Genomic DNA, 22,475 nt, shown 5'->3' with positions numbered 1-22,475 from the left:
CTTATTGTTTAGCAAAGCATTTTATATTCCTCCATCATCATTATTTAAGGATGACTTATGAATAACACAAAAGTGGTTTTAATAACGGGCGGAGGTCGAGGTATTGGTGCTGCTACATCTAAATTATTTGCATCAAAAGGGTATGCGGTTTGTATCAATTACAAGTCTAATCTAGCTTCGGCCGAAGCTGTCGCAAGCGATATTAGGGCTGCAGGTAATCGTTGTATTACAGTCCAAGCAGATGTTTCGGTTGAGAATGATGTGCTAAGGCTGTTTAAAAAAATTGATGCCGAGCTAGGTCCTTTATCAGTACTTGTTAATAACGCTGGTATTTTACGTAAGCAGTCGCGTTTGGAGGATTTAACAGCTGAAAGAATTAATACTATTTTAGCAAACAACGTGACTAGTTACTTCTTGTGCTGTCGAGAGGCCATAAAGCGTATGTCTACACGCCATGGCGGAAAAGGTGGCGTTATTGTAAACGTTTCATCGGGGGCATCTCGTTCAGGTTCACCGAATGAATATATTGATTATGCTGCCTCAAAAGGGGCTATAGATACACTCACTAAAGGTTTATCTCTAGAGGTTGCCTGTGAAGGAATTAGAGTTAATTGTGTGCGTCCTGGGCTAATTAATACGCAAATGCACGCTGATGGTGGTGAACCTGAAAGAGTAGAAAGGTTAAAGGAGCTTATTCCTCTTAAGCGTGGAGGTGAACCTGAGGAGGTGGCCGAAGCTATTTATTGGCTTTCATCAGCAAAGTCATCGTTTTCGACAGGGAATTTTTTAGACTTATGTGGTGGCCTTTAATACATAGCAAACCAATGTAATGGCAATTCCTCACGCTTAACACTTTTAAGTGGGTGTTGTTAAAAAAGGATTGAATATGCTACTCGACTTCTCAGTTCTTGTTCACAAGCCTGCATTAATCAGGTAGTTATACTAAGCGTAGCAGCGACGCACAGATCAGTATTTCGATTTTAAAGCACTAACTGGCTTTAACTAAGTAAAAGCTATATCAGCCGCATTTATTAAATACAGCTATTCAAACACAACTATTCAAACACAACTATTCAAACGCAGCTATTCAAACACAATCTTCCCTAAAGACAGCTATTCAAACACAATCTCCCCCAAACACAGCTAAGCATAGAAGCTTCGCCAAATAACGTTATTTTAGTAAACGCGAGTTCATATTGCGGTGTGTAATATCTTTACAAGCATTTTAAGTTAGGCGTTCGTACTGGGCGCTTATTTTTAGACTCCCTTTATTAGAGATACTTTTTATGAAGTTAAAGTTATTTATTGCCGCTATTATTGCCTCCTCTGTGTCGTTACACGCGGCGCAAGCACAAGCAAGTGCTAAGTTTACTTTTGAAGATTTAAAAGCAATGGCAAAAGCCTCTGCCAAAAAGCCTTATACGCCTGTGGAAGTGCCAGCCCCTGAGCTTATTGATAAAATCACCTATGACGAACATTGGAAAATACGCTTTAAAGAAGATGAAACCCTCTACCCAAATGGCAAAAAGGCACCGGTGCAATTATTTTACCCTGGGCGATATTTTCCTGAACCGGTAAGTATTTTCATCAGAGATGATAAAAACAACGTTAAAGAACTGCCTTTTAATAATGCACTTTTTGATATGCCTGACGATAGCCCTGCCCACGACCTGCCAGAAGGGTTTGGGTTTGCAGGCTTTAGAATTATGCGCCCTGATATAAAACCAGATTGGATATCGTTTTTGGGGGCGTCTTATTTTAGAACTGATGGCCCTCAGGGGCAATATGGGTTGTCGGCTCGCGGTATTGCAATTAATACCGGTATGAGTGAGCCAGAAGAATTTCCACGCTTTTCGGCATTTTGGCTAGGCCCTGCAGAAAATAAAGGTGAGAGCATGTCTGTGTGGGCATTACTTGAGGGGCCCTCTGTTACAGGTGCTTATCGGTTTGGTTTGAGTAAAGACAACAAAGAGGCCAAAGGGCATGTTACCTCTGTAAGTGCTAATTTGTATATGCGCGCCGATGTAGAGCGCTTAGGTATAGCGCCGCTAACCAGCATGTATTGGTACTCAGAAAAAGATAAAACGGTAGCGAAAGACTGGCGCCCAGAAATTCACGACAGCGATGGCTTAGCGATTCATACTGGGTCGGGCCAGTATATTTGGCGACCGTTAAATAATCCGCAGTCGGTGTCGACCAATAGCTTTATTGATGAAAACCCTAAAGGCTTTGGCTTAATCCAAAGAGACCGTGACTTTAATAACTACCAAGACGACGGCGTGTTTTACAATAAGCGTTCATCAGCGTGGATCAAGCCTACGGGCGATTGGGGGAGAGGCGCTGTGCAGCTAATCGAAATCCCAACTAAAGATGAAACGTTTGATAACATTGTTGCCTATTGGGTGCCTGAAAAAGAGGTACGTAAAGGCGATGAGTTTACCTTTTCTTATGATATTGAGTGGCGTCCACTCGATCCAAAATCAAAAAACCTAGCAAGTGTTGTTAATACTCGCCAAGGGCAGGGCGGAATTCCTGGCCAGCCAATTCCTGAGGGCGTAAACAAAATGGTGATTGATTTTGAAGGCCCAGTATTTAAAGGCCTAGATAGAGAAAGTGGCATAAAGCCTATTGTTGAAGCCAGTAACGGCGAAATACTGGAGCCAATTGGTGCTTACCCAATAGTGGGGACCAACCAATGGCGATTAGCGTTTGACTACAAACAGAGCAATAACGACCCCGTAAGCATACGCGCGTATTTGGTTGATAAAAGCGAAGAGGCGATAACCGAAACATGGGTAAGTGATGCAAAGGTAACGATTGAGTAACTATAAAAATTAAAGCGGGTGGCCCTATAATTAGTTTTATGTAGCCACCCGAATAACTACAAAATAAATGTTTTTAGCGAGGGTTAGCTAAAGCAATTTTCTTATTTCAATATACATCTAATGCTTAGTTATAAATTTAACATGCTTGGCTAACTACTTGGTGAATTTAGCTATTTTAAGCTGCTCCTACTTGTTTTTAAGTTTGCTTGTGTGAATAATAAACATTCGCTCAGAACAATAATAAAAGTAATTAAATTAAGGATGAATATGAAACTTTACCCGTACTCAACAATTAAAACAGAAAACCTTAAGGGCCTGCTTATCGCTTCTAGAGTGCTTGGGTTTTTGAGTTACATACTGTTTTTTATAGCTATTTGCATTGGTTTATTTGGTGTTTTTTCTAACCTTGGCGCACCTAAAGATTTAGGGAATGGAATAGTTATGTCTGCACCAAATGCCGGTTTACCTGTGATGATAATGTCAATTTGGGGTGCAGTTTCTGCAGTTTGTATTTTAGCTTTTAGTGGCTTATGTGCAGCTGTTGTATCATGCGAATACAAATATACAAAGTCGGTTTAGCTATATACCGGCGTATTTAGATAGTAAAGACGGGGCTTCTACTATCTAAATATTTATTTGTAAGACTAGGTTAACTACCGCGAACAAATCTAAGTTTTTTGTTCTTCTTTCTTATCTCAATAGCCTGGTATTCGTTTTAATAATAATACAAAAGCAAATCTACCTTAGCCTTTAATACATCCAAACTGTAGCTAATTTACCTTGATAAACCCTAATTTATAGTTAAAATGGCCGGCTTATTTAACGAATGTACCTACTTTATTACTGACATAGTAATAAAAGCTGCATTAATAGATGTAAATACTAAGCGTGCGATTTTAAGGCGTGTTATTTACCTCGTTTTATACCAATCCTCAAAACAGGTTACTTAATTAAGCGAATTGGTATTTGTAAATTTACGTTAGGACGAAAATTGGTTTGATCTCATTGAACGACGATTTAATTGTAGGTAAAGGGGCGCATAGAACGTGTTACATGCACCCTGAGGCACATAATTTATGTATAAAAGTAAGCCATGAAGGGTTTTCGCAGGAGCAAGATCAAGAGCTGGCTTATTATAAGCGACTTAGTAACCGAAACATTCAGTGGCAGTTGTTAGCGCGATACCATGGTGCGGTACACACCAATATTGGCACAGGGTATGTGTTTGATTTAGTGATTGATGCAAATAATCAGCCGGCTAAAACGCTAGAATATTATTTAAATCAGCCAAATAGTGAAGCCTTAGCCGAGCCACTATTAAATTTAAAAGATTATTTATTGCACAATTTAGTGATCACCAAAGAAATAAAACCACGCAATATAGCGTGTGTTAATAATAACGGCACCATTGAGCGGTGTGTTGTTGTTGATGATATTGGTAATACTGAGTTTTTTCCTATTAGTAATTACGTGAGCTCATCGGCTAAGCGTAAAATAAATAGAAAATGGCAGCGCTTTGAAGCGAGTTTAAATGAGCTTGGCTTAAGCCTTAATTAAGTTTTAAACTCCGACTTTAAATACTGGCTTTAATTAATAACCACAGCCCCGTTTAATACGCAGGGCTAAGCTAACAACACATAGCCTACCCTGCGGATGCACAACCGTTAGTTACTTTTCTAACTCTTTTACATACAGCATGAGCGCGCTGTACATTACGCTAAGGGCTTTTGTTACATCCTCATCAATAACAGCTTCTGCGGGGTGATGGCTTATCCCGCCAGGGCTGCGTATAAATAGCATGCCCACAGGGCAAATAGGGGCAATAGCCATGGCATCGTGCCCAGCGCCAGAGGCAAGTGAAGGCGAGGCTTGGTTATTCAATTTACAGGCACTGCTAAACAATTGTTGAATTTGAGTGTCGCACGCTACGGCGTCGGCCGCATGTGTCCATTGCCAATCAAGCGTTAAATTACGCGATGTTGCAATTTGATCGGCGCGGGTATGTATTGCATTAAGTAATACTGCTAGATCGGCATCATTTTGTGCGCGTGCATCTAGGCTTATAGTCGTTTTACCGGCAATAACATTTGTAGCGCCTGGGCGAGCATGAATTTGCCCTACGGTGGCGACTTCACCATTACTCGCGTTTTTTGCTAGCTGCTCTATGGCAAGGGTAAGCTCGGCGCAGCCAACTAACGAATCTTGGCGTAAGTTCATTGGCGTAGTGCCGGCATGGCCGCTTTGGCCTGTTAGGGTGATCATAGCGCGTTTGGCGCCAGCAATAGCGGTTACTACGCCTAGCGCCTGGTTTACCGATTCAAGCACTGGGCCTTGCTCAATGTGGGTTTCCCAATAACCGAGTAATTCGTTTTTGTTAAGGGCGGCTTTAGCGTAATCATCAGGGTTTAGGCCAAAATCAAGCATGGCTTGGCGCATGCTAATGCCGTTTGTATCTTGTATATTTAACCACTGGGGGTCAAACTCGTTCGCCAGTGCTTTTGAGCCAATTAACGTGGTGGCAAAGCGGGTGCCTTCTTCATCACAAAAGCCCACTACATCTAAATGAAATGGTAAATCAAGCTTAAGCGTGTGTGCAAGGGCGGCTATTTCAATACCGAGTAGCACCCCTAAAATACCATCAAATGCACCGGCGTTTGGTACGGTGTCTAGGTGTGAGCCAATAATTAAACGTTTAGCGTTTGGGTTAGATGATGCTAAGCGCCCCCATAAATTGCCGACTTCGTCCTGCCACGATTGCATGCCCGCCTCAGCCATCCATTCAGCAGTGACACGGTTACACTCTTTGTGCTCTTTAGATAAATACACACGGTGAATGCCACCTTGCATTTGCGATAGGCCACTGAGCGTTTTACAGCGCAATAACGCGCGCGCGGCAAATTTATTAGCCAGCTCACTGTTTAATAATGGCTCATGGAGGGGGCTTGCAATCGTCATGCTAAATCCTTTTTTTATTTATAATGGGCAAGGGCGGCAATAGCGGCTTCGCCTTTAGGGCCTTTATAGCCGTTGGCGTGTAAGCAGGCATCTAGGCTTGCCAATGTTTGTAATACGGCATCTTTACGGGCGTTGTAACCCATGGTGCCAATACGCCAAATTTTGCCATGCAGCGGACCAAACGAGGTGCCAATTTCAATACCAAAGTCGGTTAGCATTTGTCCGCGTACGTGGTCAGCATTAATGCCCTCGGGTATATAAACACCCACTACGTTGTTCATTTTATGGTTTAAGTCGCCAAATACGTTTAAGCCCAGCGCTTGAATACCCGTTAGCATGGCATCGCCGTGTAACTTGTGGCGGGCAACGCAGTTATCAACGCCTTCTTCAATAACAATGCGAGCACATTCTGATGCGCAATACAGCATGCTGGTGGCTTCGGTGTGGTGGTTAAGGCGCTCTTCGCCCCAGTAATTCATGATCATGCCTAAATCAAAGTAGTTTGAGCGTACAAATGGCTCGGTGCCGTCGGTATGCTGCGCGGTACGAATACCCGCTTCTACTTTTTTGCGTTTTTGGATCCAATCGGCGCATTTATCGCTCAGTGTTAAAGGGGCAGAGCCAGACGGGCCACCTAAACATTTTTGCAAACCAACCGAAAGCGCGTCGAGTTTCCACTCATCGGCGGGTAAATCGTTACCTACAATCGAAGCGGTGGCATCGCAGTAAAATAATACGTCGTGCTTTTGGCAAATATCGCCAATGTGTTCAAGTGGTTGGTTCATGGTTGTAGAGGTATCGCCCTGTACCATAGCAAGTACATGGGGTTTTACATCAACAATGGCTTTTTCTATTTGTTCGGGGGTAAATACCTCGCCCCACGGGACTTCTATGGTGTGTACTTTTGCGCCTACGCGCTCGGCTATTTCAGCAAGCAAGTGGCCAAAGCGGCCCATAATGGGCACCAGTACTTTATCGCCTGGGCGTAAAATAGAGCATAAAACGGCTTCTATGCCTGCGCGTGATGTGCCATCAACTAACATGGTCCATTCGTTTTTGGTTTTAAAAATTTCGCGATAGCGGGCCATGGTTTCGTTCATAAAACCGGTCATTACTGGGTCGTATTGGCCAATTAGCTGCGCCGACATAGCGCGTAGCACGCGTGGATCTGCATTTATTGGGCCTGGGCCCATGAGTAATCGCTGTGGCGGATTTAAAGTTTGAATTTGCGTGTCGCTAAACATGTTTTAGGCTCCCAGAGTCTGAATAAGCATACGAATGCCCGTTATCATTAATACAACGGCAAAGGCGCGTTTTAATTGTTTTTGATCTAGCTTGCTACCAATTTTTACGCCAATAGGGGCAAACAAAATAGTAAGCGGAATAATAAGTATAAAAGCAGGTAGGTTTACAAGGCCCCACGTGCCAAGCGGCGCATCGGTGGGTGTAGTACCAATACTTAATAAAGTAATAACACCCGGTAACGCAATTAATAAGCCAAATACAGCAGCGGTGCCAACGGCAACATGAGCACGTACGTTAAACGCGTTTAGCATGGGTACGCCAATAGTGCCGCCACCTATGCCAATCATTACCGATAAACCACCGACAATACTTGCCATAATGCCTTGGCCAAATTTACCTGGTAATTTACTAACAAGGGCAGGCGCGCCGGCTCTAAATAACATGTTTAAACTTACTAAAATGGCAATACAGGCAAACATAAGTACCAGCGCATTACCGCGTATAGAATGAGCTAAGTAGCTACATATAACGGCCATTACCAAAATAAACGGGGCCCAGTATTTAATTAAAGCAAGGTCGATATTGCCCTTGGCATGGTGCGAGCGAATCGACGAAATAGAAGTAGGCACTATGGTGGCAAGCGATGTCGCTGTGGCTATCATCATGGCCGACTCAGGGCTTACGCCAAAGCCTTGCAGTAAAAAGTACAGCACAGGCACAATTACTATGCCGCCGCCTACACCAAATAGGCCTGCTAAAATACCTGCAAAAATACCGGTTGCTATTAAGGCCGCTATAATCGGCCATTGATTTATTATTTCTGTCATTGTGTTCCTGCTGTAGTTACTGTTGCGCGACCATCTGAACGAGGATCGGTGGCTGCTTCAAGGCTGGTAGGCGTATCTAAAATGGCACCTGCATGACCCATCATTTCATTGTTATTATCAACGCTTACCCAGTCGTGGTCACGTTGATTTAATTCATGTTTAACTTGAATTACTAAGCTTTGCTCTACCTTTAAATTTGTGCTTGTATCGCCCCAGGTGCGCCCTAATAACCAACGCGGATCGCTGACTGCTTGGGTAATTGATTTATTACGCCATGCGTACCCACTAAATACTGCAGCTTGTGTTTGTGGCTGGCCTTCGCCGCCCATGGTGCCGTAGGCAAGGCGCCGACCATCGTCAAATTTTGCTAAAGCGGGATTGAGTGTATGAGCCGGTTTTTTATGCGCTTTTAAGGCATTGGCATCGTTGCTATTTATGCTAAAACTTAAACCGCGGTTATTCCAAACAAAGCCACCTTCGCTCATCAAAATACCGCTACCAAATTCCCAGTAAACACTTTGAATAAAGCTCACTAGTTGGCCGTTTTTATCACGTGCTGCCATCCAAACGGTATCGCCTGGCTCTGCATTAAATGGCCATTGCTTGGCTTGGCTCATATCTATATTGCTGGCAAGCGCATTTAAGCGCTCATCAGTTAATGCGCTTTTATAATCATCGCCAAGCGCATCTGGGTCGGCCCACAGTGTAGGGCGGTGAGTAAAGCTTTGTTTGGTTGCCTCAACAATTAAGTGCATCCAATCGGCCTCTGTTTTAGCTAAATGTTTTAGTTTATTAACAGCGCCAATTATTTGCAGAGAATGCACGCCTTGCGTGGGGGCGGGTAAGTTATAACACTGTATGCCCGATAAATTAGCACTGAGCGGCGTTACTAAATCGGCCTGCGTATTGGCAATATCAGCGCGTGTAATTGCACTGCCTGCGGCAGCTAAATCGTTTGCAAACGACTCTGCTAAAGGGCCTTGGTAAAAGGCCTTTAAGCCATGCTCGGCTAAGTGTTCAAAGGTACTGGCAAGTTTTGGGTTTTTAAAATGTTGGCCCGCTTGCAACGGTTTACCATTAGGTATGTAAAGTTCTTTAAAGGCAGCGTTAGTATTTGAAGCGGTAGCAAGCTTTTCGCAGCCTGCTTGCAAGCTTTTAGATACTGTAAAGCCTTCGCGCGCGAGCTTTATGGCTGGGGCTAAAATAGTACTCAGCGAAAGAGCAGCGTGCTCATCTACCGCAAGGGCTTTTTGCCAGCCGCGAAGTGTTGCAGCCTGAGTAAGCGCGCTTAAACCGCCGCGCTCTGGTATGTGTGGCTCATTGCTATAGGCGCTTATATCGTTTGGTGCGCGCCCGCAGGCATCAATGGCAGTGGGTATACTTTGGTTTGGATTATCAATAAGCCAAAAACTGTCGCCGCCAATTGAATTCATATGCGGATATACCACGCTAATCGCAGCCGCTGCCGCTACCATGGCTTCGGTGGCTGTACCGCCTTGTTTTAGTATTAAGGTGCCTGCCTCGGTTGCTGCAAAATGCGGGGCAGTAAAGGCAATGTTGTGTGTGCTCATGCAAGTGTGTCCTGTTTAAAGTGGGCAGCTAATTGTTGTACGCAGGCAAGTAGGCTTTTATCGTTGCCGTGGCTCATCATTAATGAAAACCCATACGGGTGGCCATTTTCTAAATTAGCCAATGGTAAGTGTACTTGCGCCGAGCGGCTCAAGCCCGCAATGGCCGATAAGGTGATTATTTGCATGCGTAAGGCGCTTGTGTCGGCGCCCAATTTAGGTGCAGTTGTGGGTGTGGTTGGCAAAAATAAACAGCTGTTTGTGTTTAGGTTTTTAGCGATTAGTGTTTGCCACTGGGTTTGTATATTTAGTGCTTCTTGCTCTTCTTGGGCGGTTAGGGCAAGCGCCATGTTAAAACGTGCCGCAATTGCCGGAGCAAACTGGGGAAGTTGCCCTGGCAATTGAAGCCAATCTTTATGCGTTTTTGCGATTGCTCGCCCTTGCAGTATTCTAAAGCTGTCAGCCAGTTCGCTTAATAAGCTGCTGTTAGGCAGTTCAAATTCTTTATGGTGTTTAAAATAAGGTTTGGTTTTTTCAAGCAGTTGTTTAAGCGGGGCTTGTAAAGCAGGGTCAACCAGCTCAAATAATGGCTCGCAAATAACTAAAGTATCAACGTTATTAATAGCTTGATTTGGTAACAGTACATTGCCTACATCGCTTAGCAGCTCTGCATTTTGCGTAAGCCAGCCAATGGTATCAAATGGGGGCGCTAGCGGTATTAGGCCATCTTTTTCAATTACGTTATGGCTTGGCCTTATGCCAAATAAGCCACAATAACTTGCCGGTATTCTAATAGAGCCACCAGTATCAGTGCCTAAGCCAATATCGGCTAAGTTAGCCGCTACAGCTGCAGCCGAACCCATACTTGAGCCGCCACTTGCATGGCCTTTAAGTTTTGGGTTTTGTGCTGCACCATAGTGAATGTTATTGCCCTCTAAGCTGTAGGCCAGCTCATCGGTATGGGTAAAGCCTGTAAAGCGACAACCCTCATTCATTAGTTTGTTTACGGCACTTGCTGTTTGCTGTGCAGGTTTTGCTGCTTTAAACCAGCTTGGGTTACCTGCGCTGTTGCGCTCGCCTTTAACTGCAAATACATCTTTTACCGCAAGGCGCTTATTTACAAGTGTGCCGTGGGTTTGTGTTTGCCATGCGTTAGGGCCATGGTCACAAAAAATACCGGTAAAATTATTATGTGTTTTGGTACTCATATCACCACTCGTTATAAAGTAAATCTGACCAACTGGTTATAATCAGATTTAGGGTGATTAAAAAGACGAATTACTTATTATTATTTTTCAGCCCACTGCGTAACATCTTATTTTTATTTTACAGAGCCTGATCCGCTTTTTAATCGGTTAGCTATTATATTGCCTAAAAGCTAAGCAAAAGCAATGCCAAATGCAATAAAGTTGTCCGTTCGGTCAGGTTTTGTTTGGTTTGTATGGGGTTTAGCAGATATTTATAAAAATATAAGTATTAAAGAAGGTGTAATTTAGAGGTGAAAACAACCAAGTTGGTGCGTGATTGCACCAACTTGGTTGCAAGTGTGGCGTTTATAGTAATGCGTTAGGGCTAATAATTAAGCCATTTACATCGGCGTATAGCCAATCGTTAGGGTTAATTGTGGTACTAAGCATGGTCACTGTTTGATTTTTATCTCCAAAGCCACGCTTTAATGTACTGCGCGGGGTAGAGCCAAGTGCCATAACCGGCAAATCCATAGTGGCAAGTATTTCAATGTCACGGCAACAGCCGTTAATAATCACGCCTTCCCAGCCGTTTTTTAACGCGCGCTCCGCCATAATATCGCCTATAAAAGCAAAGCGTTTGCTAGCAAAGCCGTCAATAACCAGTACTTTACCCTTGCCGTTTTCATGCAGTATGTCTGCGGCAAACGAGTTATCGTCTGGGCAGGTAACGGTAACTGCTTGGCCACTAAATGTGGTTTTTTTACCAAAGTGGCGCAGGCCGCTGTCGGCTACTTGTACGCTATTGCGGTGATCGTCAAATAAGTCTGGGGTGGTAAAGTTATCCATGGGTTAAGCCTCACTGTGCTCAGGTATTTTTAAACCAATACCTTTTAAAATTATGTGGGCAGTTGATTGCGTTATTTGTGCCACATCGGTTTCGTCGTATTCTAACTTGTTCATTACCAGTAGCACTTCGGCCTGAAAATCGGCGTAGTACTGCGTAGTTGACCAAATGGTAAATAATAAATGGTAAGGGTCAACATTATCCATTTTGTTTGCATCTATCCAGGCCTGAAACACGCCTACCTTTTGTTTTACCCACGGGCGTGTGTTGGTTCTAAAGTAGTTTTGCAAATAAGGAGCGCCGCGCAGTATTTCACTGGCAAATAAACGTGATTGCAGCGGCTGGTTTACGGCAAGTATGACTTTGCTTTTAATATAGTGATACAGCACATGTGCAGGGTCGTCCTCAGGGGTTACGTTATCTAAGCCTAAGTTCCAGTGCGCGATAATGCGGTCTATTACGTTTTCGTATAGGCCGTCTTTGCTTTTAAAATAATATAAAATATTGGCCTTAGGAACGCCTGCTTCTTTGGCAACCATACTCATACTGGTGCCATCGTAACCAAGCTGAGAAAACAATTGCTCGGCGGCATCGAGTATTAATGTTTGGTTTTTTACTCGGGTGAGTTCTTTTTTATTTGGCTTTGTTTGTGTGCTCATTATGGCGATGCTGTTTTTAACGTGTTGAATGATTGTAACTTTACTGACCAAAAGGTCAAACACTTAAGTACAGGCCAAAAACATCTTTATAACAATAAATGATGAGCAACAATTGTTTAACCCACTAATTACTGTTAGCGTAACGTCAAACGTAAGTAGTACTTTTAGGTAGTTGATGGACTTTTTTTCTAATCATAAATACACGCTTTATGGCATTGCCGCTATTTTATTATGGAGTTGTTTAGTGGCTCTGCTCAGGGATGTTTCGGAGTTATTTGGCCCCATAGGAGGGGCGGCACTCATGTACAGTGTAAGCGCGCTGTTTTTAATTTTGGTAATGGGGCGGCCTAAGTTTGCTGGGTTTAATAAGCGCTATATTATTTGGGGTACTGCTTTATTTGCACTTTACGAGGTGTGTTTAGCGCTGTTTGTAGGGCTTGCTAATAATCGCCACCAAGCGGTAGAAATGGCGGTTATAAATTATTTATGGCCCACACTTACCATTTTGCTCAGTATTATAGTTAACCGTAGTAAAGTAAGTGTTTGGATTTACCCCGGTATGCTGCTTGCTTTTTTTGGTGTGGCTTGGTGCGTTGGTGGCGATAGTGGGTTATCACTTAATAGTATTATGGGCAATTTTGCCAGTAACCCAACGGCCTACTTGTTGGCGTTTGTAGCACCTTTTATTTGGTCTGTTTACTGTGTAATTACTCAAAAAAATAGCAATGGGCAAAATGCCATTGTGCTGTTTTTTATCGCCACGGCACTAAGCTTATGGGTGTTGTATGGATTAAGTGACGAGCCAAAAATGACCTTTACACTGCACGCGACCGTAACGCTTGTGCTAGCTGGTGTGGTTGTTGGCAGTGGGTATGCTCTTTGGAACCAAGCTATTATTGGCGGTAACTTAATGTTGCTTGGTACGCTTTCGTATTTTACGCCGGTTTTTTCAGCGATTATTTCGGCGCTTTATTTATCAATTACCCTTAGTGCCTCGTTTTGGCAAGGAGTAATAATGGTAACTGGCGGCTCACTCGTGTGCTATTTCGTAACGCGTGAAAAACCAGTTAAAAAGCAAATTAACGCCGTAAATTAACGGTGCAAATTTACGGAGTAAACGCATCCTTTTTTAACTGTGTTTGTTTAGCCAGTTAAGCGCAAGTGGCCATAATCCGTCAGATTTTTTGCTAAAAAATTTCATATGGCCAATTTCCTTCAAACCATAGTCGTGTGGGTTTAAGGTTAGGGTTTGTGCTTTTAATTTAGGAAAAACCGAGAGCATATCGGCAACATTTGCATTGTTAGCAATATCGTCATCGGTAGCATTAACCCATATTGAGGGCATAGAAAGTGTGTTGTAACAGTGTTGGAATACGGTATCACCAAATGCTGATTGTACATACCCTTGGGCGTTACACCATTTGCGCCATTGTTTAGCTACGCCTTTAGGTAGTGGCTCGCCCATGCCAAACCACTGCGATTTAGTATGACCAAACAAGGCATTACTAAGAGGAATAACCCCATTCATAAAAAAGTGCGCTTTAACCTGGTACGCTAAGCTCATATTAGTTAATTTACCTGACGAGCAAGCAAAATTAAACGCGGAGCTTAGCTCGTTGGCGTTATGCATTAGCCCCACTAATTGCCCGCCGGCGCTATGACCCACTAAATGATACTGCGTATTAGGAAATACCCTTTGCAAATGCTCAAGCACCGCAGGCATGTCTTGCTCACCCCAACTTTGTAAACTGGCTTTGCTTTTTTTAATGCTGCGGTTAAGCGATTGGCCAATGCCACTGTTATCAAACGTAATAACGCCAAAGCCATGTTGCTGTAAGTAAGTAGCAAAGTTTGCATAAAACTGCTGCTTTATACCGGTTGCAGGGGCAATCATCACCGCACCTTTAATAGCGCTGGTGGGTGTAAATAGGTGTGCGCTTAGAGTTTGCCTGTCGTTACAGGTTATAGTGACGTGCTCAAAGTGTGGTGCGGTCATTAGAATTATTATTTCCCATATAAAGTACACAGGTAAAAATAATATCTGGTTAGACCAGCCTCAGCAAGAGGCGTGTGCGTTGTTTATACCAACCCCATTAAGTATGTGTTCTAAATTTTACGCCGAATAAACAATTCAGTCCTAGCCGTAAATTGATGTAAATGGTTGTTCCCTCGACGAAAATTACAACAAAGAAATGAGTTGTTTTAGCGAGTAAAATAGATCAGCTATTTATTGGCGTTGGTATTAAACCACGCCCCAGATAAAATGAGGCGAGAGGAAGGTTTAAATAACTAAAGGGTACTACTTATTTTGCTAAAGCCGTTTTATTGGCTGCTAATTTAGCCTTATTGCCACTAACAATAACGGGCTAGGGGGTATATTAAAAGTTGGTTAATTAGATTTACTGTTTACCTGTGCTAATAAGTCGAGCACTTTTTGTTGGCCAAATTTTTGTGCAAATTGCTCGGCTGTTTGGCCGGCTTTATTTTGATGTGCGTTATCGCAATCAAGGCCTACAAGTGTTTTAGCTATACTAAATTCGCCTCTAAATATGGCGGCCATTAGGGCTGTGTTACCGCGGTTGTCTTCAAGGCAGGCATTAGCGCCTAATTGCAATAAGGTGTTTACCGTATTTTTATTGCCGTGGTAGGTGGCAATCATTAGCGCGGTGTAACCTTTGTGGTTGTAACTATTAATAGGAATGCCAGCATCAACAAATTGCGTTATTACGGCGGTGTCGTCGGTGCGTGCGGCTGCAAAGTAATAAGCAAGTAAGCTGTCGTATTGCGACTGGGCGGTGCTTTGTTCTGTTACAGGGCTTTGTGGCTCATTGGCAAAGCCTGAAAAGCTCATCACTAAAGTAAATATAATAAGTAACTTACGCATACTGTTTACCTTTTTAAAAAAGAGGAAAGCTAGGCTTTCCTCAATAACTTACAGGTTGGGTAAAATATTAAAGCTTAGCGGCTAGTTGCTTAACTTGTTTCATGTCGCCGTTTACAGCGTTAGTTAAGCGTGTACCGTATTCGCTATCTGCTTTGTAGAAGTGGCTAAGCATTTTGTGCATAACTTTGCTGTCTTTCACTTTGCCTAAATCGCCGGCTAAGTTGTTAACTAAGTTAGTGCGCTCTTGCTTGCTAAAGCTGCGGTAAAGTACACCCGCTTGAGCAAAGTTTTGCTGCTTTTTAATTGCTGCTTGCTGTACGTAGCCTTTTAGCTCTGTGTTACTTCTGCGTGCAATTGGGTTTTCTGCAACGTTTTCGTGACTTGGTTGGTAGTTCACGTTACTTGTTGTATTACCGTAGTTCATTGCGCCGTCTTGGTTGTAGTTAACCACTTCAACTTTTGCACGGTTAATTGGCAATTGTTGGTGGTTAGCACCTAAGCGGTACATTTGCGTATCGGCGTAAGAGAAAACACGCCCTTGTAATAGTCTGTCTTCAGATGGCTCAATACCCGGAATTACATTTGCCGGTGCCATTGCAACTTGTTCTGTAGATTGGAAGAAGTTAGTTGGCATACGGTTTAGGGTCATGGTGCCTACTTTAGTTTCTTTAACGTCTAACCACATTTTTGTTGCATCTAATGGGTTGTAGTCAAAGTCATCTAACTGCGACGGATCAAGGGTTTTAATGTATAGATCCCACTTAGGGAAGTTGCCTTTACCAATCTCGCTGTATAGGTCGCGTGTTAAGTGTTGGAAGTCTTTACCTTGCACTTCGTTTACTTCTTTAGCATCAAGGTTGTCTATACCTTGTTGGCTTACCCAGTGAAACTTAACGTATTTAACATCGCCTGACTTATTAATCATTTTGTAAGCATGTACGCCCCAGCCGTCCATTTTACGTAGGCTTGCTGGTGTACCGTAGTCGCTGTATACCCACGTTAACATGTGAGTAGAGCCTGGCTCGTATGAGAAAAAGTCAAAAAAGCGGTTAGGATCTTGAATGTTATCTACCGGTGATGGCTTTAACGAGTGAACCATGTCTGGAAATTTAATCGCATCGCGAATAAAGAATACCGGTAAGTTGTTACCTACTAAATCCCAGTTACCTTGGTCGGTGTAAAACTTAGTAGCAAAACCACGTGGGTCACGTAGTGTTTCTGGGCTACCTTTTGAGTGAATTACTGATGAAAAACGTACAAATACGTCAGTTTCTTTGCCCGCTTCTGCAAACGGTGCAGCAATTGTTAAGTCATCTAATTCTTTAGTTGCTACAAACACACCGTGAGCACCTGTACCACGCGCATGCACTACACGCTCAGGAATACGCTCACGTGCAAAACGTTGTAGCTTTTGAATTAGGTGTACGTCTTCAAGTAATACACTTCCGCGCTCACCTGCGGTAATAGAGTTTTGGTTGTCGCCAACAGCTGCGCCGTTGTCTTTAGTAAGGGTAGTTGCGGCACTTGCAGGTAATGCCATTGCTAAAGCTAATGCGCTTAGCGTTAACGTAGATTTATTATTAATCGTGTTTTTTTGAGTATTCATTGTCGACCTCATCTGTATAAAAGTGCCGGCAGTGTTGCTGGCTGTTTAACTGTTAACGAGTGTATTAACAAAAGTGAGTTCGGTAAAATTGATTGTTTAGATTGAAGTAATCACAAATTTAGATTGCTGTTTGCGTGCTGCCTTCTATTTTCTAAATAGCGGTTTTGCAATGTTCGACCTTAGTCGTAATTGCAATTTTGAAATCAATGAAAATACAGACAATTTCATATTTAATGAATAAATATTCACCACTGTGGTACGTTTTTCACTAACAAGATGTTGACTTATTATAACAATAAAGAGAATATGCTCACTTGCTGGGCTTATGCTCAAGTTAAGTTTGCACCAAACTAGGTGCATAAAAAGGGGCAATATGAATACTAAAATAGAATTAGTTATTTTTGATTGTGATGGCGTTGTTATAGATAGCGAAATATTAAGCGCGCAAGTGTTAATAAACATGCTTGCAGAGATTGGCGTTAATATTGACCGAGCCTATGTACAGCAATATTTTTTGGGCTGTAATTTTAAAACAGTCACCCAAAACTTATTCGATACCTTTAACGTGACCTTAGCTGAGAGCTTTGAAGCCGATTACCGAGAAGCATTATTAAACGAGTTCGAAACTGCATTAATGCCAACTAACGGCATTAAACACGTGCTAGAGCAATTATCTGTACCTTGCTGTATTGCAACAAGCAGTAGCCCTAAACGCACAGCTAAAGCGCTTAATGTGGTTAATTTATCGCAGCACTTTAATAAGGTATTTACCTCAAGTGAGGTAAAAAATGGTAAGCCCGCACCCGATTTATTTTTACATGCCGCTGAGCAAATGGGCGTGAAGCCACAAAACTGTTTAGTGATTGAAGATTCAAAAGCCGGCGTGTGCGCCGCACTTGCCGCCAATATGCAGGTTTTGCATTACAGCGGGGGTGGGCATATGCAAGATGCAGTGAACTTTGTTCACCAAGCTTACCCAGAGGTAGCGCATTTAACGCATTGGGATGACTTTTATAAGCAGTACCCAGCATTACAAACACAGTAATAGAATATCAACGTTGAGCTTTATTACACTGACAAAGCTTAACGTAAAAATGCATTAATTATTAATTAGTTATAGTAGTAGCATTATAAAAAGGCACGGTGATTTACTCACTATTAATTTAAATAAAAAACACTTATTTAAATTAATAGTTAACCTGAACTTTGGTTAAGAGATTTACTAACATATTAAATCAAAAGTGATATCTATGTTTATTTTCTCTAGCCAGAGATTTACAGTGAAAACAAGGCGAAATTACGGGTAAATAGCTAGCCTATTGCAAGTAAATTTAACGTAGTTAGCGCTGGAAATAGCTGCTTGAGATAGATTTATTATCCAGAGTTCAGGTTAGTTAGGGCTGTGCTTAAAACAATAGGAAAATACCATGGCATCAAGTCCACACACACAAACATTTAACGATGTTAACGAAGAGCAATTGCCCGTTGCTAATCATAAGCTTCATGGTTGGAAGCACTTTGCCGGTTTATACGCTGGTGAACACGTTGCTGCAACCGAGTTTGTTATTGGTGCAACCTTTGTTGCATTAGGCGCATCGACCATCGACATTTTATTAGGTTTATTAATTGGTAACCTATTAGCTATGTGTTCGTGGTGGTTAATTACCTCTCCAATTGCGGTAGAAACGCGCTTAAGTTTATACAACTACCTAAATAAAATTGCGGGTAACTCAATGACCAAGCTCTATAACTGGGCAAACGTGGTCATATTTAGTGTGATATCCGCCGCCATGATCACGGTATCGGCAACCGCAGTGCGGTTTTTGTTTGATATACCCGCGCAACTCGATTGGTACCCTAACAGCTTAGCATTTGTGGCCATTGTATTATCGGTTGGCTCTATTGTTGTATTTGTGGCTATGTATGGTTTTTCAACCGTTGCTGATTTTTCTAAAATTTGTGCGCCATGGTTATTTGTTATTTTTATAGCGGGCTCGTTTGCCTTGTTCCCTGAGCTTTCTAATCATGTATTAGGAGTGACCACGCTAACAGGGTTTGATGACTTTATGGCGATAGGGGATTCTTCTATTTGGACCGGTACCACCGCTGATGGCGAAAAAGGTATTGGCTTATTAGAGGTTATTGGTTTTGCATGGGCTGCAAACTCTATTACCCATTTTGGCTTAATTGATATGGCAATTTTTAGATTTGCTAAACGCAAAAGCTACGGTTTGTTTTCAGGCGTAGGTATGTTTTTTGGCCATTACTTAGCATGGATCTCGGCCGGTATTATGGGCGCAGGTGTTGCGGTATTACTTAAAACAACTATTTCTTCACTTGACCCAGGTGACGTTGCTTACCACGCATTAGGCTGGACAGGCTTTGTTATTGTAATTATTGCGGGCTGGACTACAGCTAACGCCAACCTTTACCGCGCAGGCCTTGCAGCACAATCTATTTTTGTTGACCAATCGCGCGAGCGCACTACCGCAATTGTCGGTGTTGTAACCGTTATAATTGCGTGTTTCCCGTTTGTATTTTCGCAAATGTTACCGCTTTTAACTTACGCAGGCTTATTAGTAGTACCTGTAGGCGGCATTGTATTTGCCGAGCATGTTTTATTTCCTAAAATTGGTTTAACCCGCTACTGGGCTAAATACAAAAACATTACACGTAGCGTACCAGCCATTGCCTCTTGGGCATTAGCACTTGTGTTTGGCTTTGGTTTAAATGCGATTGATGTAATGTCGTTTTACTACTTATTTATTCCTACTTGGATTTTCACCATTGTTATTTACACGCTATTGGCTAAAAAATACGGCGCAGGTGAAGACTACAGCAAAGAAATTGCAGCAGAAGAGCAAGAGCAGCAAGACATTAAAGAGTACCAAGCAGGGCTTGCAGAAAACGTTCAAGCTCCAGTTGTTGATAACTCAATGCTAACCAAAGTGTTAAATGGCGTGTCGACTGTTTCGTTACTTATTATTTTTGGCTTTGCCAGCCAAGTAATGTTTTTTAGTGACAGCATGAGCATTTACGCAGGAAATAAATCTCAGTTTGAAATTGCATGTTTTATTTGCACCATTATTTATTTTGCAACCGCTTACTGGTCGCTATTGCGCCATAAAGCACTCAATACTGCATCTTAATTTAAATTTTTAATATTGTTTTAGTAAGGCCGCACCATGACGCAACACCAGCACACTGACGCTCTTGTTAAAGGGCTAAACCAACAAAGCTTGGCAGATATGCCAAGCCATGTAGATACACCAAACTACGACCGTAGTAAGCTAAAAGCGGGTATAGTTCATATTGGTGTGGGCGGCTTTCACCGTGCACACCAAGCGGTGTACATTAACGAGCTATTAAAAACGCCAGGTGCTGAACAGTGGGGTATTTGTGGTGTTGGCTTATTAGAAGGTAACCGTGGTCTGCGCGATATTTTAAAGCAGCAAGACTACCTTTACACGCTAACGGTAAGACACCCAAACGGGCAAATAGATAACAAAGTTATTGGCTCTATGATTGACTTTTTGTTTGCTCCAGAGGACAAACAAGCGGTTATTAATAAGCTTGCGCACAGCGATACGCATATTGTGTCGTTAACCATTACCGAAGGCGGCTATAACTTTAACCCAGTTACGGGTGAGTTTGACTACACAAACCCAGACATTATTAACGACATTAATAACCCGAACGACCCAATTACGGCGTTTGGCTACATTACTGCTGCGTTAAAGCTACGTAAAGAACAAGGCCTTGATGCGTTTACAGTACAGTCGTGCGACAACATTCAGCACAACGGTAATGTAACGCGTAAAATGCTACTTGCCTTTGCGGCCGAGCAAGACAAAGAGCTAAGCGAGTGGATTGCTACTAACGTAACTTTCCCAAATGCAATGGTTGACCGTATTACGCCAGTATCTAAAAAGAGCGATATTGACTACGTTGTTGATGCGTACGGGGTTAGCGATGAATGGCCAATTACCTGTGAGTCGTTTACACAATGGGTAATTGAAGACTCATTTTGTTGCGGACGCCCAGATTGGGATAGCGTTGGCGCACAATTTGTAAGTGACGTAACACCTTTTGAGACCATGAAAATACGCTTATTAAATGCAGGCCACTCGGTACTGGGTTTATTAGGCTCTGTACATGGCTACGGCACAATTGACGAAACAGTATCAGATCCTTTATTTGCTAAGTACTTACGTGCGTTTATGGATAGAGAAGTAACGCCTAACCTAGAGAAATTAGAAGGCATTGATCTTGAAATCTACAAAGACACGTTAATTGAGCGCTTTGCTAATCCAAACATTAAAGACAGCTTATCGCGCATTTGTTCAGAAAGCGCAGCTAAGTTACCTAAGTTTTTAATTGCCACTATTAACGAAAACCTAGCCCATGGCCGTGATGTATCACTTGCGACCCTGGTTATTGCTGCATGGTGTTTTTACAGCGATAAAGGCGAAGATGAGCAAGGCAATAAGCTTGAAATAATTGATGCAATGCAAAGCGAGTTACATGAAGCCGCGGCTAAAACGGCGACTGATGACCTTGCATTTTTATCGCTAACAAGCTTATTTGGTGATTTAAACACGCAAAGTGCCTTTACGTCTCACTACAAAAACAATGTAGAAGCGTTATACGCACCGGCAAGCAAAATTAAAGCAATTATGAATAACGTGCTTGAGCCTAAAGGTAACTAATAATGAGCATTTTAATTGATTCTAAACAAGGTAAAGACGTAAGCGTAAGTTGCTTCGGCGAAGTACTATGGGATTGTTTTGCAAACGATAAACGCTTAGGCGGCGCGCCGCTTAACATGTGTGTGCGTATTAACTCACTGGGCATTAAAGCCGACATGATAAGCGCTGTAGGTAACGATGAACTGGGTACTGAGCTACTAGGCGAAATTAAAAGCAAAGGCGTAAGCTGCGAATACATTGGCGTTAATAACGACAAAAAAACCAGCACAGTACAAGTTACCTTAGATAAAAGCGGCTCAGCCAGCTACGAAATAGTTGCCGACACTGCGTGGGATAACATTGAGCTTACAGACTCACTTATTGAAAAAGTAAAAGCCAGTGATGTATTTGTATTTGGCAGCCTAATTGGCCGAAGCGAAGCCTCACTTGCTACATTAAACCAATTAGTTGATGTAGCTAACTTTAAAGTGTTTGACGTAAATTTACGTGCGCCACACTACACGTTAGACACATTAGTAGATTTAATGAATAAAGCCGACTTCATCAAATTAAACGATGAAGAGCTTTATGAAATTGCCAAAGCAATGGGCTGTAAGTTCCATTCACTTGAGCAAAACTTAGCGTTTATTGCACAGCAAACTAACACCGAATACTTATGTGTAACTAAAGGCAGCCACGGTGCACTACTAACCATAAAAGGCGAAAATTACTATAACTCAGGTTATTTAATTAGCGTTGTGGATACAGTAGGCGCGGGGGATTCGTTTTTAGGGTCGTTAATTTATCAGCTTTGTAGTAGCGATTGTGCACAACATGCTGTTGATTTTGCGTGTGCAGTAGGTGCTATGGTGGCCGAAAGTGCCGGTGCTACACCTACACTGACTCATGAACAAATTAACGAGTTTATGAGCCCAGCGTAACGTAAAAAATCACAGTTACACCCAATCATTGTGTGTGTAAGCGGTTTTACTTTTATAGTAAAGCCGCTTTTTTTTGCTTTAATTTTTATTAATGAAGCCGTTTAGATTAAGTGTTGAGCAAGGTGCATAAAAAGTAACTCAAATAGGGTCTGTTGACCTTTGCAGTTTGAAATTTGTTCAAACTAGGGGCGGTTTAATCGCGGCGCGAGGTTTGTAACCTAGTGGGCTCGATAACTGCTCCTG

At 42.5% G+C, this 22,475-nt stretch carries 19 protein-coding genes; 9 read left to right on the top strand and 10 right to left on the bottom strand.

What is annotated here, in order from left to right:
• The first annotated feature begins 57 nt into the window (after window positions 1-57).
• From AN390_RS17105 to AN390_RS17090, 4 genes are all read left to right on the top strand, one after another.
• Window positions 58-810: an SDR family oxidoreductase gene (locus tag AN390_RS17105; RefSeq protein ID WP_055255480.1), complete on the top strand. Its 753-nt coding sequence runs from the start codon at window positions 58-60 to the stop codon at window positions 808-810.
• Window positions 811-1,286: 476 nt separating this feature from the next.
• On the top strand, window positions 1,287-2,825 hold the full coding sequence (locus AN390_RS17100) for a glucan biosynthesis protein (RefSeq protein ID WP_055255479.1): 1,539 nt from the start codon (window positions 1,287-1,289) through the stop codon (window positions 2,823-2,825).
• A gap of 210 nt (window positions 2,826-3,035) precedes the next feature.
• A complete protein-coding gene (locus AN390_RS17095) occupies window positions 3,036-3,404 on the top strand; it encodes a hypothetical protein (protein ID WP_236695113.1) in 369 nt (122 codons plus the stop codon).
• A gap of 417 nt (window positions 3,405-3,821) precedes the next feature.
• Window positions 3,822-4,382 (top strand): YrbL family protein, encoded by a 561-nt coding sequence (locus tag AN390_RS17090; RefSeq protein WP_157686049.1) that lies wholly within the window; start codon window positions 3,822-3,824, stop codon window positions 4,380-4,382.
• 111 nt (window positions 4,383-4,493) lie between these two features.
• Here AN390_RS17090 and AN390_RS17085 read toward each other — a convergent pair whose 3' ends face one another.
• From AN390_RS17085 to AN390_RS17055, 7 genes are all read right to left on the bottom strand, one after another.
• Window positions 4,494-5,780 carry an allantoate amidohydrolase gene (locus AN390_RS17085; RefSeq protein WP_055255477.1) on the bottom strand — a complete coding sequence of 429 codons (1,287 nt, stop codon included), beginning with the start codon at window positions 5,778-5,780 and terminating at the stop codon, window positions 4,494-4,496.
• A 14-nt stretch (window positions 5,781-5,794) separates the two neighbouring features.
• A complete protein-coding gene (locus AN390_RS17080; protein ID WP_004587084.1) occupies window positions 5,795-7,024 on the bottom strand; it encodes an alanine--glyoxylate aminotransferase family protein in 1,230 nt (409 codons plus the stop codon).
• Window positions 7,025-7,027: 3 nt separating this feature from the next.
• Window positions 7,028-7,852 carry a sulfite exporter TauE/SafE family protein gene (locus tag AN390_RS17075; protein ID WP_004587085.1) on the bottom strand — a complete coding sequence of 275 codons (825 nt, stop codon included), beginning with the start codon at window positions 7,850-7,852 and terminating at the stop codon, window positions 7,028-7,030.
• Entirely contained in the window at window positions 7,849-9,423 is a 1,575-nt protein-coding gene (locus AN390_RS17070; RefSeq protein ID WP_055255476.1) for a gamma-glutamyltransferase family protein, read from the bottom strand. The genes AN390_RS17075 and AN390_RS17070 overlap by 4 nt, the downstream gene beginning before the upstream one ends.
• Window positions 9,420-10,628, bottom strand: coding sequence for an amidase family protein (locus tag AN390_RS17065; RefSeq protein WP_055255475.1), 1,209 nt, complete (start codon window positions 10,626-10,628; stop codon window positions 9,420-9,422). The genes AN390_RS17070 and AN390_RS17065 overlap by 4 nt, the downstream gene beginning before the upstream one ends.
• Before the next feature lie 345 nt (window positions 10,629-10,973).
• Window positions 10,974-11,456, bottom strand: a complete 483-nt coding sequence (locus tag AN390_RS17060) for a putative 4-hydroxy-4-methyl-2-oxoglutarate aldolase (RefSeq protein ID WP_054981718.1) — start codon at window positions 11,454-11,456, stop codon at window positions 10,974-10,976.
• Window positions 11,457-11,459: 3 nt separating this feature from the next.
• Window positions 11,460-12,113 carry a TetR/AcrR family transcriptional regulator gene (locus AN390_RS17055; protein ID WP_055255474.1) on the bottom strand — a complete coding sequence of 218 codons (654 nt, stop codon included), beginning with the start codon at window positions 12,111-12,113 and terminating at the stop codon, window positions 11,460-11,462.
• Window positions 12,114-12,288: 175 nt separating this feature from the next.
• On the opposite strand from AN390_RS17055, the gene yddG reads away from it, so the two are divergent.
• On the top strand, window positions 12,289-13,209 hold the full coding sequence (gene yddG / locus AN390_RS17050; RefSeq protein ID WP_024032801.1) for an aromatic amino acid DMT transporter YddG: 921 nt from the start codon (window positions 12,289-12,291) through the stop codon (window positions 13,207-13,209).
• A gap of 33 nt (window positions 13,210-13,242) precedes the next feature.
• Here yddG and AN390_RS17045 read toward each other — a convergent pair whose 3' ends face one another.
• The 3 genes from AN390_RS17045 to AN390_RS17035 all read right to left on the bottom strand — a co-directional run bounded on the left by AN390_RS17045 (window position 13,243) and on the right by AN390_RS17035 (window position 16,603).
• On the bottom strand, window positions 13,243-14,109 hold the full coding sequence (locus tag AN390_RS17045) for an alpha/beta fold hydrolase (RefSeq protein ID WP_055255473.1): 867 nt from the start codon (window positions 14,107-14,109) through the stop codon (window positions 13,243-13,245).
• A gap of 393 nt (window positions 14,110-14,502) precedes the next feature.
• Window positions 14,503-14,964 (bottom strand): ankyrin repeat domain-containing protein, encoded by a 462-nt coding sequence (locus AN390_RS17040; RefSeq protein ID WP_408003183.1) that lies wholly within the window; start codon window positions 14,962-14,964, stop codon window positions 14,503-14,505.
• A 100-nt stretch (window positions 14,965-15,064) separates the two neighbouring features.
• Window positions 15,065-16,603 carry a catalase gene (locus tag AN390_RS17035; RefSeq protein ID WP_055255471.1) on the bottom strand — a complete coding sequence of 513 codons (1,539 nt, stop codon included), beginning with the start codon at window positions 16,601-16,603 and terminating at the stop codon, window positions 15,065-15,067.
• Between the two features lie 373 nt (window positions 16,604-16,976).
• Here AN390_RS17035 and AN390_RS17030 point away from each other — a divergent pair, with 373 nt between their 5' ends.
• The 4 genes from AN390_RS17030 to AN390_RS17015 all read left to right on the top strand — a co-directional run bounded on the left by AN390_RS17030 (window position 16,977) and on the right by AN390_RS17015 (window position 22,232).
• A complete protein-coding gene (locus AN390_RS17030) occupies window positions 16,977-17,648 on the top strand; it encodes an HAD family phosphatase (RefSeq protein ID WP_055255470.1) in 672 nt (223 codons plus the stop codon).
• A 382-nt stretch (window positions 17,649-18,030) separates the two neighbouring features.
• Window positions 18,031-19,752 carry a cytosine permease gene (locus tag AN390_RS17025; protein WP_029772305.1) on the top strand — a complete coding sequence of 574 codons (1,722 nt, stop codon included), beginning with the start codon at window positions 18,031-18,033 and terminating at the stop codon, window positions 19,750-19,752.
• A gap of 36 nt (window positions 19,753-19,788) precedes the next feature.
• The gene (locus AN390_RS17020; protein ID WP_055255469.1) at window positions 19,789-21,312 is read left to right on the top strand and encodes a mannitol dehydrogenase family protein; all 1,524 of its coding nucleotides are present in this window, start codon (window positions 19,789-19,791) and stop codon (window positions 21,310-21,312) included.
• 2 nt (window positions 21,313-21,314) lie between these two features.
• Window positions 21,315-22,232 carry a carbohydrate kinase gene (locus AN390_RS17015; RefSeq protein ID WP_024032786.1) on the top strand — a complete coding sequence of 306 codons (918 nt, stop codon included), beginning with the start codon at window positions 21,315-21,317 and terminating at the stop codon, window positions 22,230-22,232.
• Window positions 22,233-22,475: the final 243 nt, after the last annotated feature.

This window comes from Pseudoalteromonas sp. P1-11 (assembly GCF_001399995.1).
Classification (GTDB): Bacteria; Pseudomonadota; Gammaproteobacteria; order Enterobacterales; family Alteromonadaceae; genus Pseudoalteromonas; species Pseudoalteromonas atlantica.
This window is presented reverse-complemented; position numbering and strand designations above follow the sequence as displayed.

Excerpts from the sequence above, each read along its gene's own strand:
- AN390_RS17020 (WP_055255469.1), top strand. The coding sequence starts at position 19,789 with ATGACGCAACACCAGCACACTGACGCTCTTGTTAAAGGGCTAAACCAA.
- AN390_RS17015 (WP_024032786.1), top strand. The coding sequence starts at position 21,315 with ATGAGCATTTTAATTGATTCTAAACAAGGTAAAGACGTAAGCGTAAGT.
- AN390_RS17060 (WP_054981718.1), bottom strand. The coding sequence starts at position 11,456 with ATGGATAACTTTACCACCCCAGACTTATTTGACGATCACCGCAATAGC.
- AN390_RS17025 (WP_029772305.1), top strand. The coding sequence starts at position 18,031 with ATGGCATCAAGTCCACACACACAAACATTTAACGATGTTAACGAAGAG.
- AN390_RS17100 (WP_055255479.1), top strand. The coding sequence starts at position 1,287 with ATGAAGTTAAAGTTATTTATTGCCGCTATTATTGCCTCCTCTGTGTCG.
- AN390_RS17080 (WP_004587084.1), bottom strand. The coding sequence starts at position 7,024 with ATGTTTAGCGACACGCAAATTCAAACTTTAAATCCGCCACAGCGATTA.
- AN390_RS17055 (WP_055255474.1), bottom strand. The coding sequence starts at position 12,113 with ATGAGCACACAAACAAAGCCAAATAAAAAAGAACTCACCCGAGTAAAA.
- AN390_RS17075 (WP_004587085.1), bottom strand. The coding sequence starts at position 7,852 with ATGACAGAAATAATAAATCAATGGCCGATTATAGCGGCCTTAATAGCA.
- AN390_RS17045 (WP_055255473.1), bottom strand. The coding sequence starts at position 14,109 with ATGACCGCACCACACTTTGAGCACGTCACTATAACCTGTAACGACAGG.
- AN390_RS17040 (WP_408003183.1), bottom strand. The coding sequence starts at position 14,964 with ATGAGCTTTTCAGGCTTTGCCAATGAGCCACAAAGCCCTGTAACAGAA.
- AN390_RS17105 (WP_055255480.1), top strand. The coding sequence starts at position 58 with ATGAATAACACAAAAGTGGTTTTAATAACGGGCGGAGGTCGAGGTATT.
- AN390_RS17030 (WP_055255470.1), top strand. The coding sequence starts at position 16,977 with ATGAATACTAAAATAGAATTAGTTATTTTTGATTGTGATGGCGTTGTT.
- AN390_RS17035 (WP_055255471.1), bottom strand. The coding sequence starts at position 16,603 with ATGAATACTCAAAAAAACACGATTAATAATAAATCTACGTTAACGCTA.
- AN390_RS17065 (WP_055255475.1), bottom strand. The coding sequence starts at position 10,628 with ATGAGTACCAAAACACATAATAATTTTACCGGTATTTTTTGTGACCAT.
- AN390_RS17085 (WP_055255477.1), bottom strand. The coding sequence starts at position 5,780 with ATGACGATTGCAAGCCCCCTCCATGAGCCATTATTAAACAGTGAGCTG.
- yddG (WP_024032801.1), top strand. The coding sequence starts at position 12,289 with ATGGACTTTTTTTCTAATCATAAATACACGCTTTATGGCATTGCCGCT.
- AN390_RS17070 (WP_055255476.1), bottom strand. The coding sequence starts at position 9,423 with ATGAGCACACACAACATTGCCTTTACTGCCCCGCATTTTGCAGCAACC.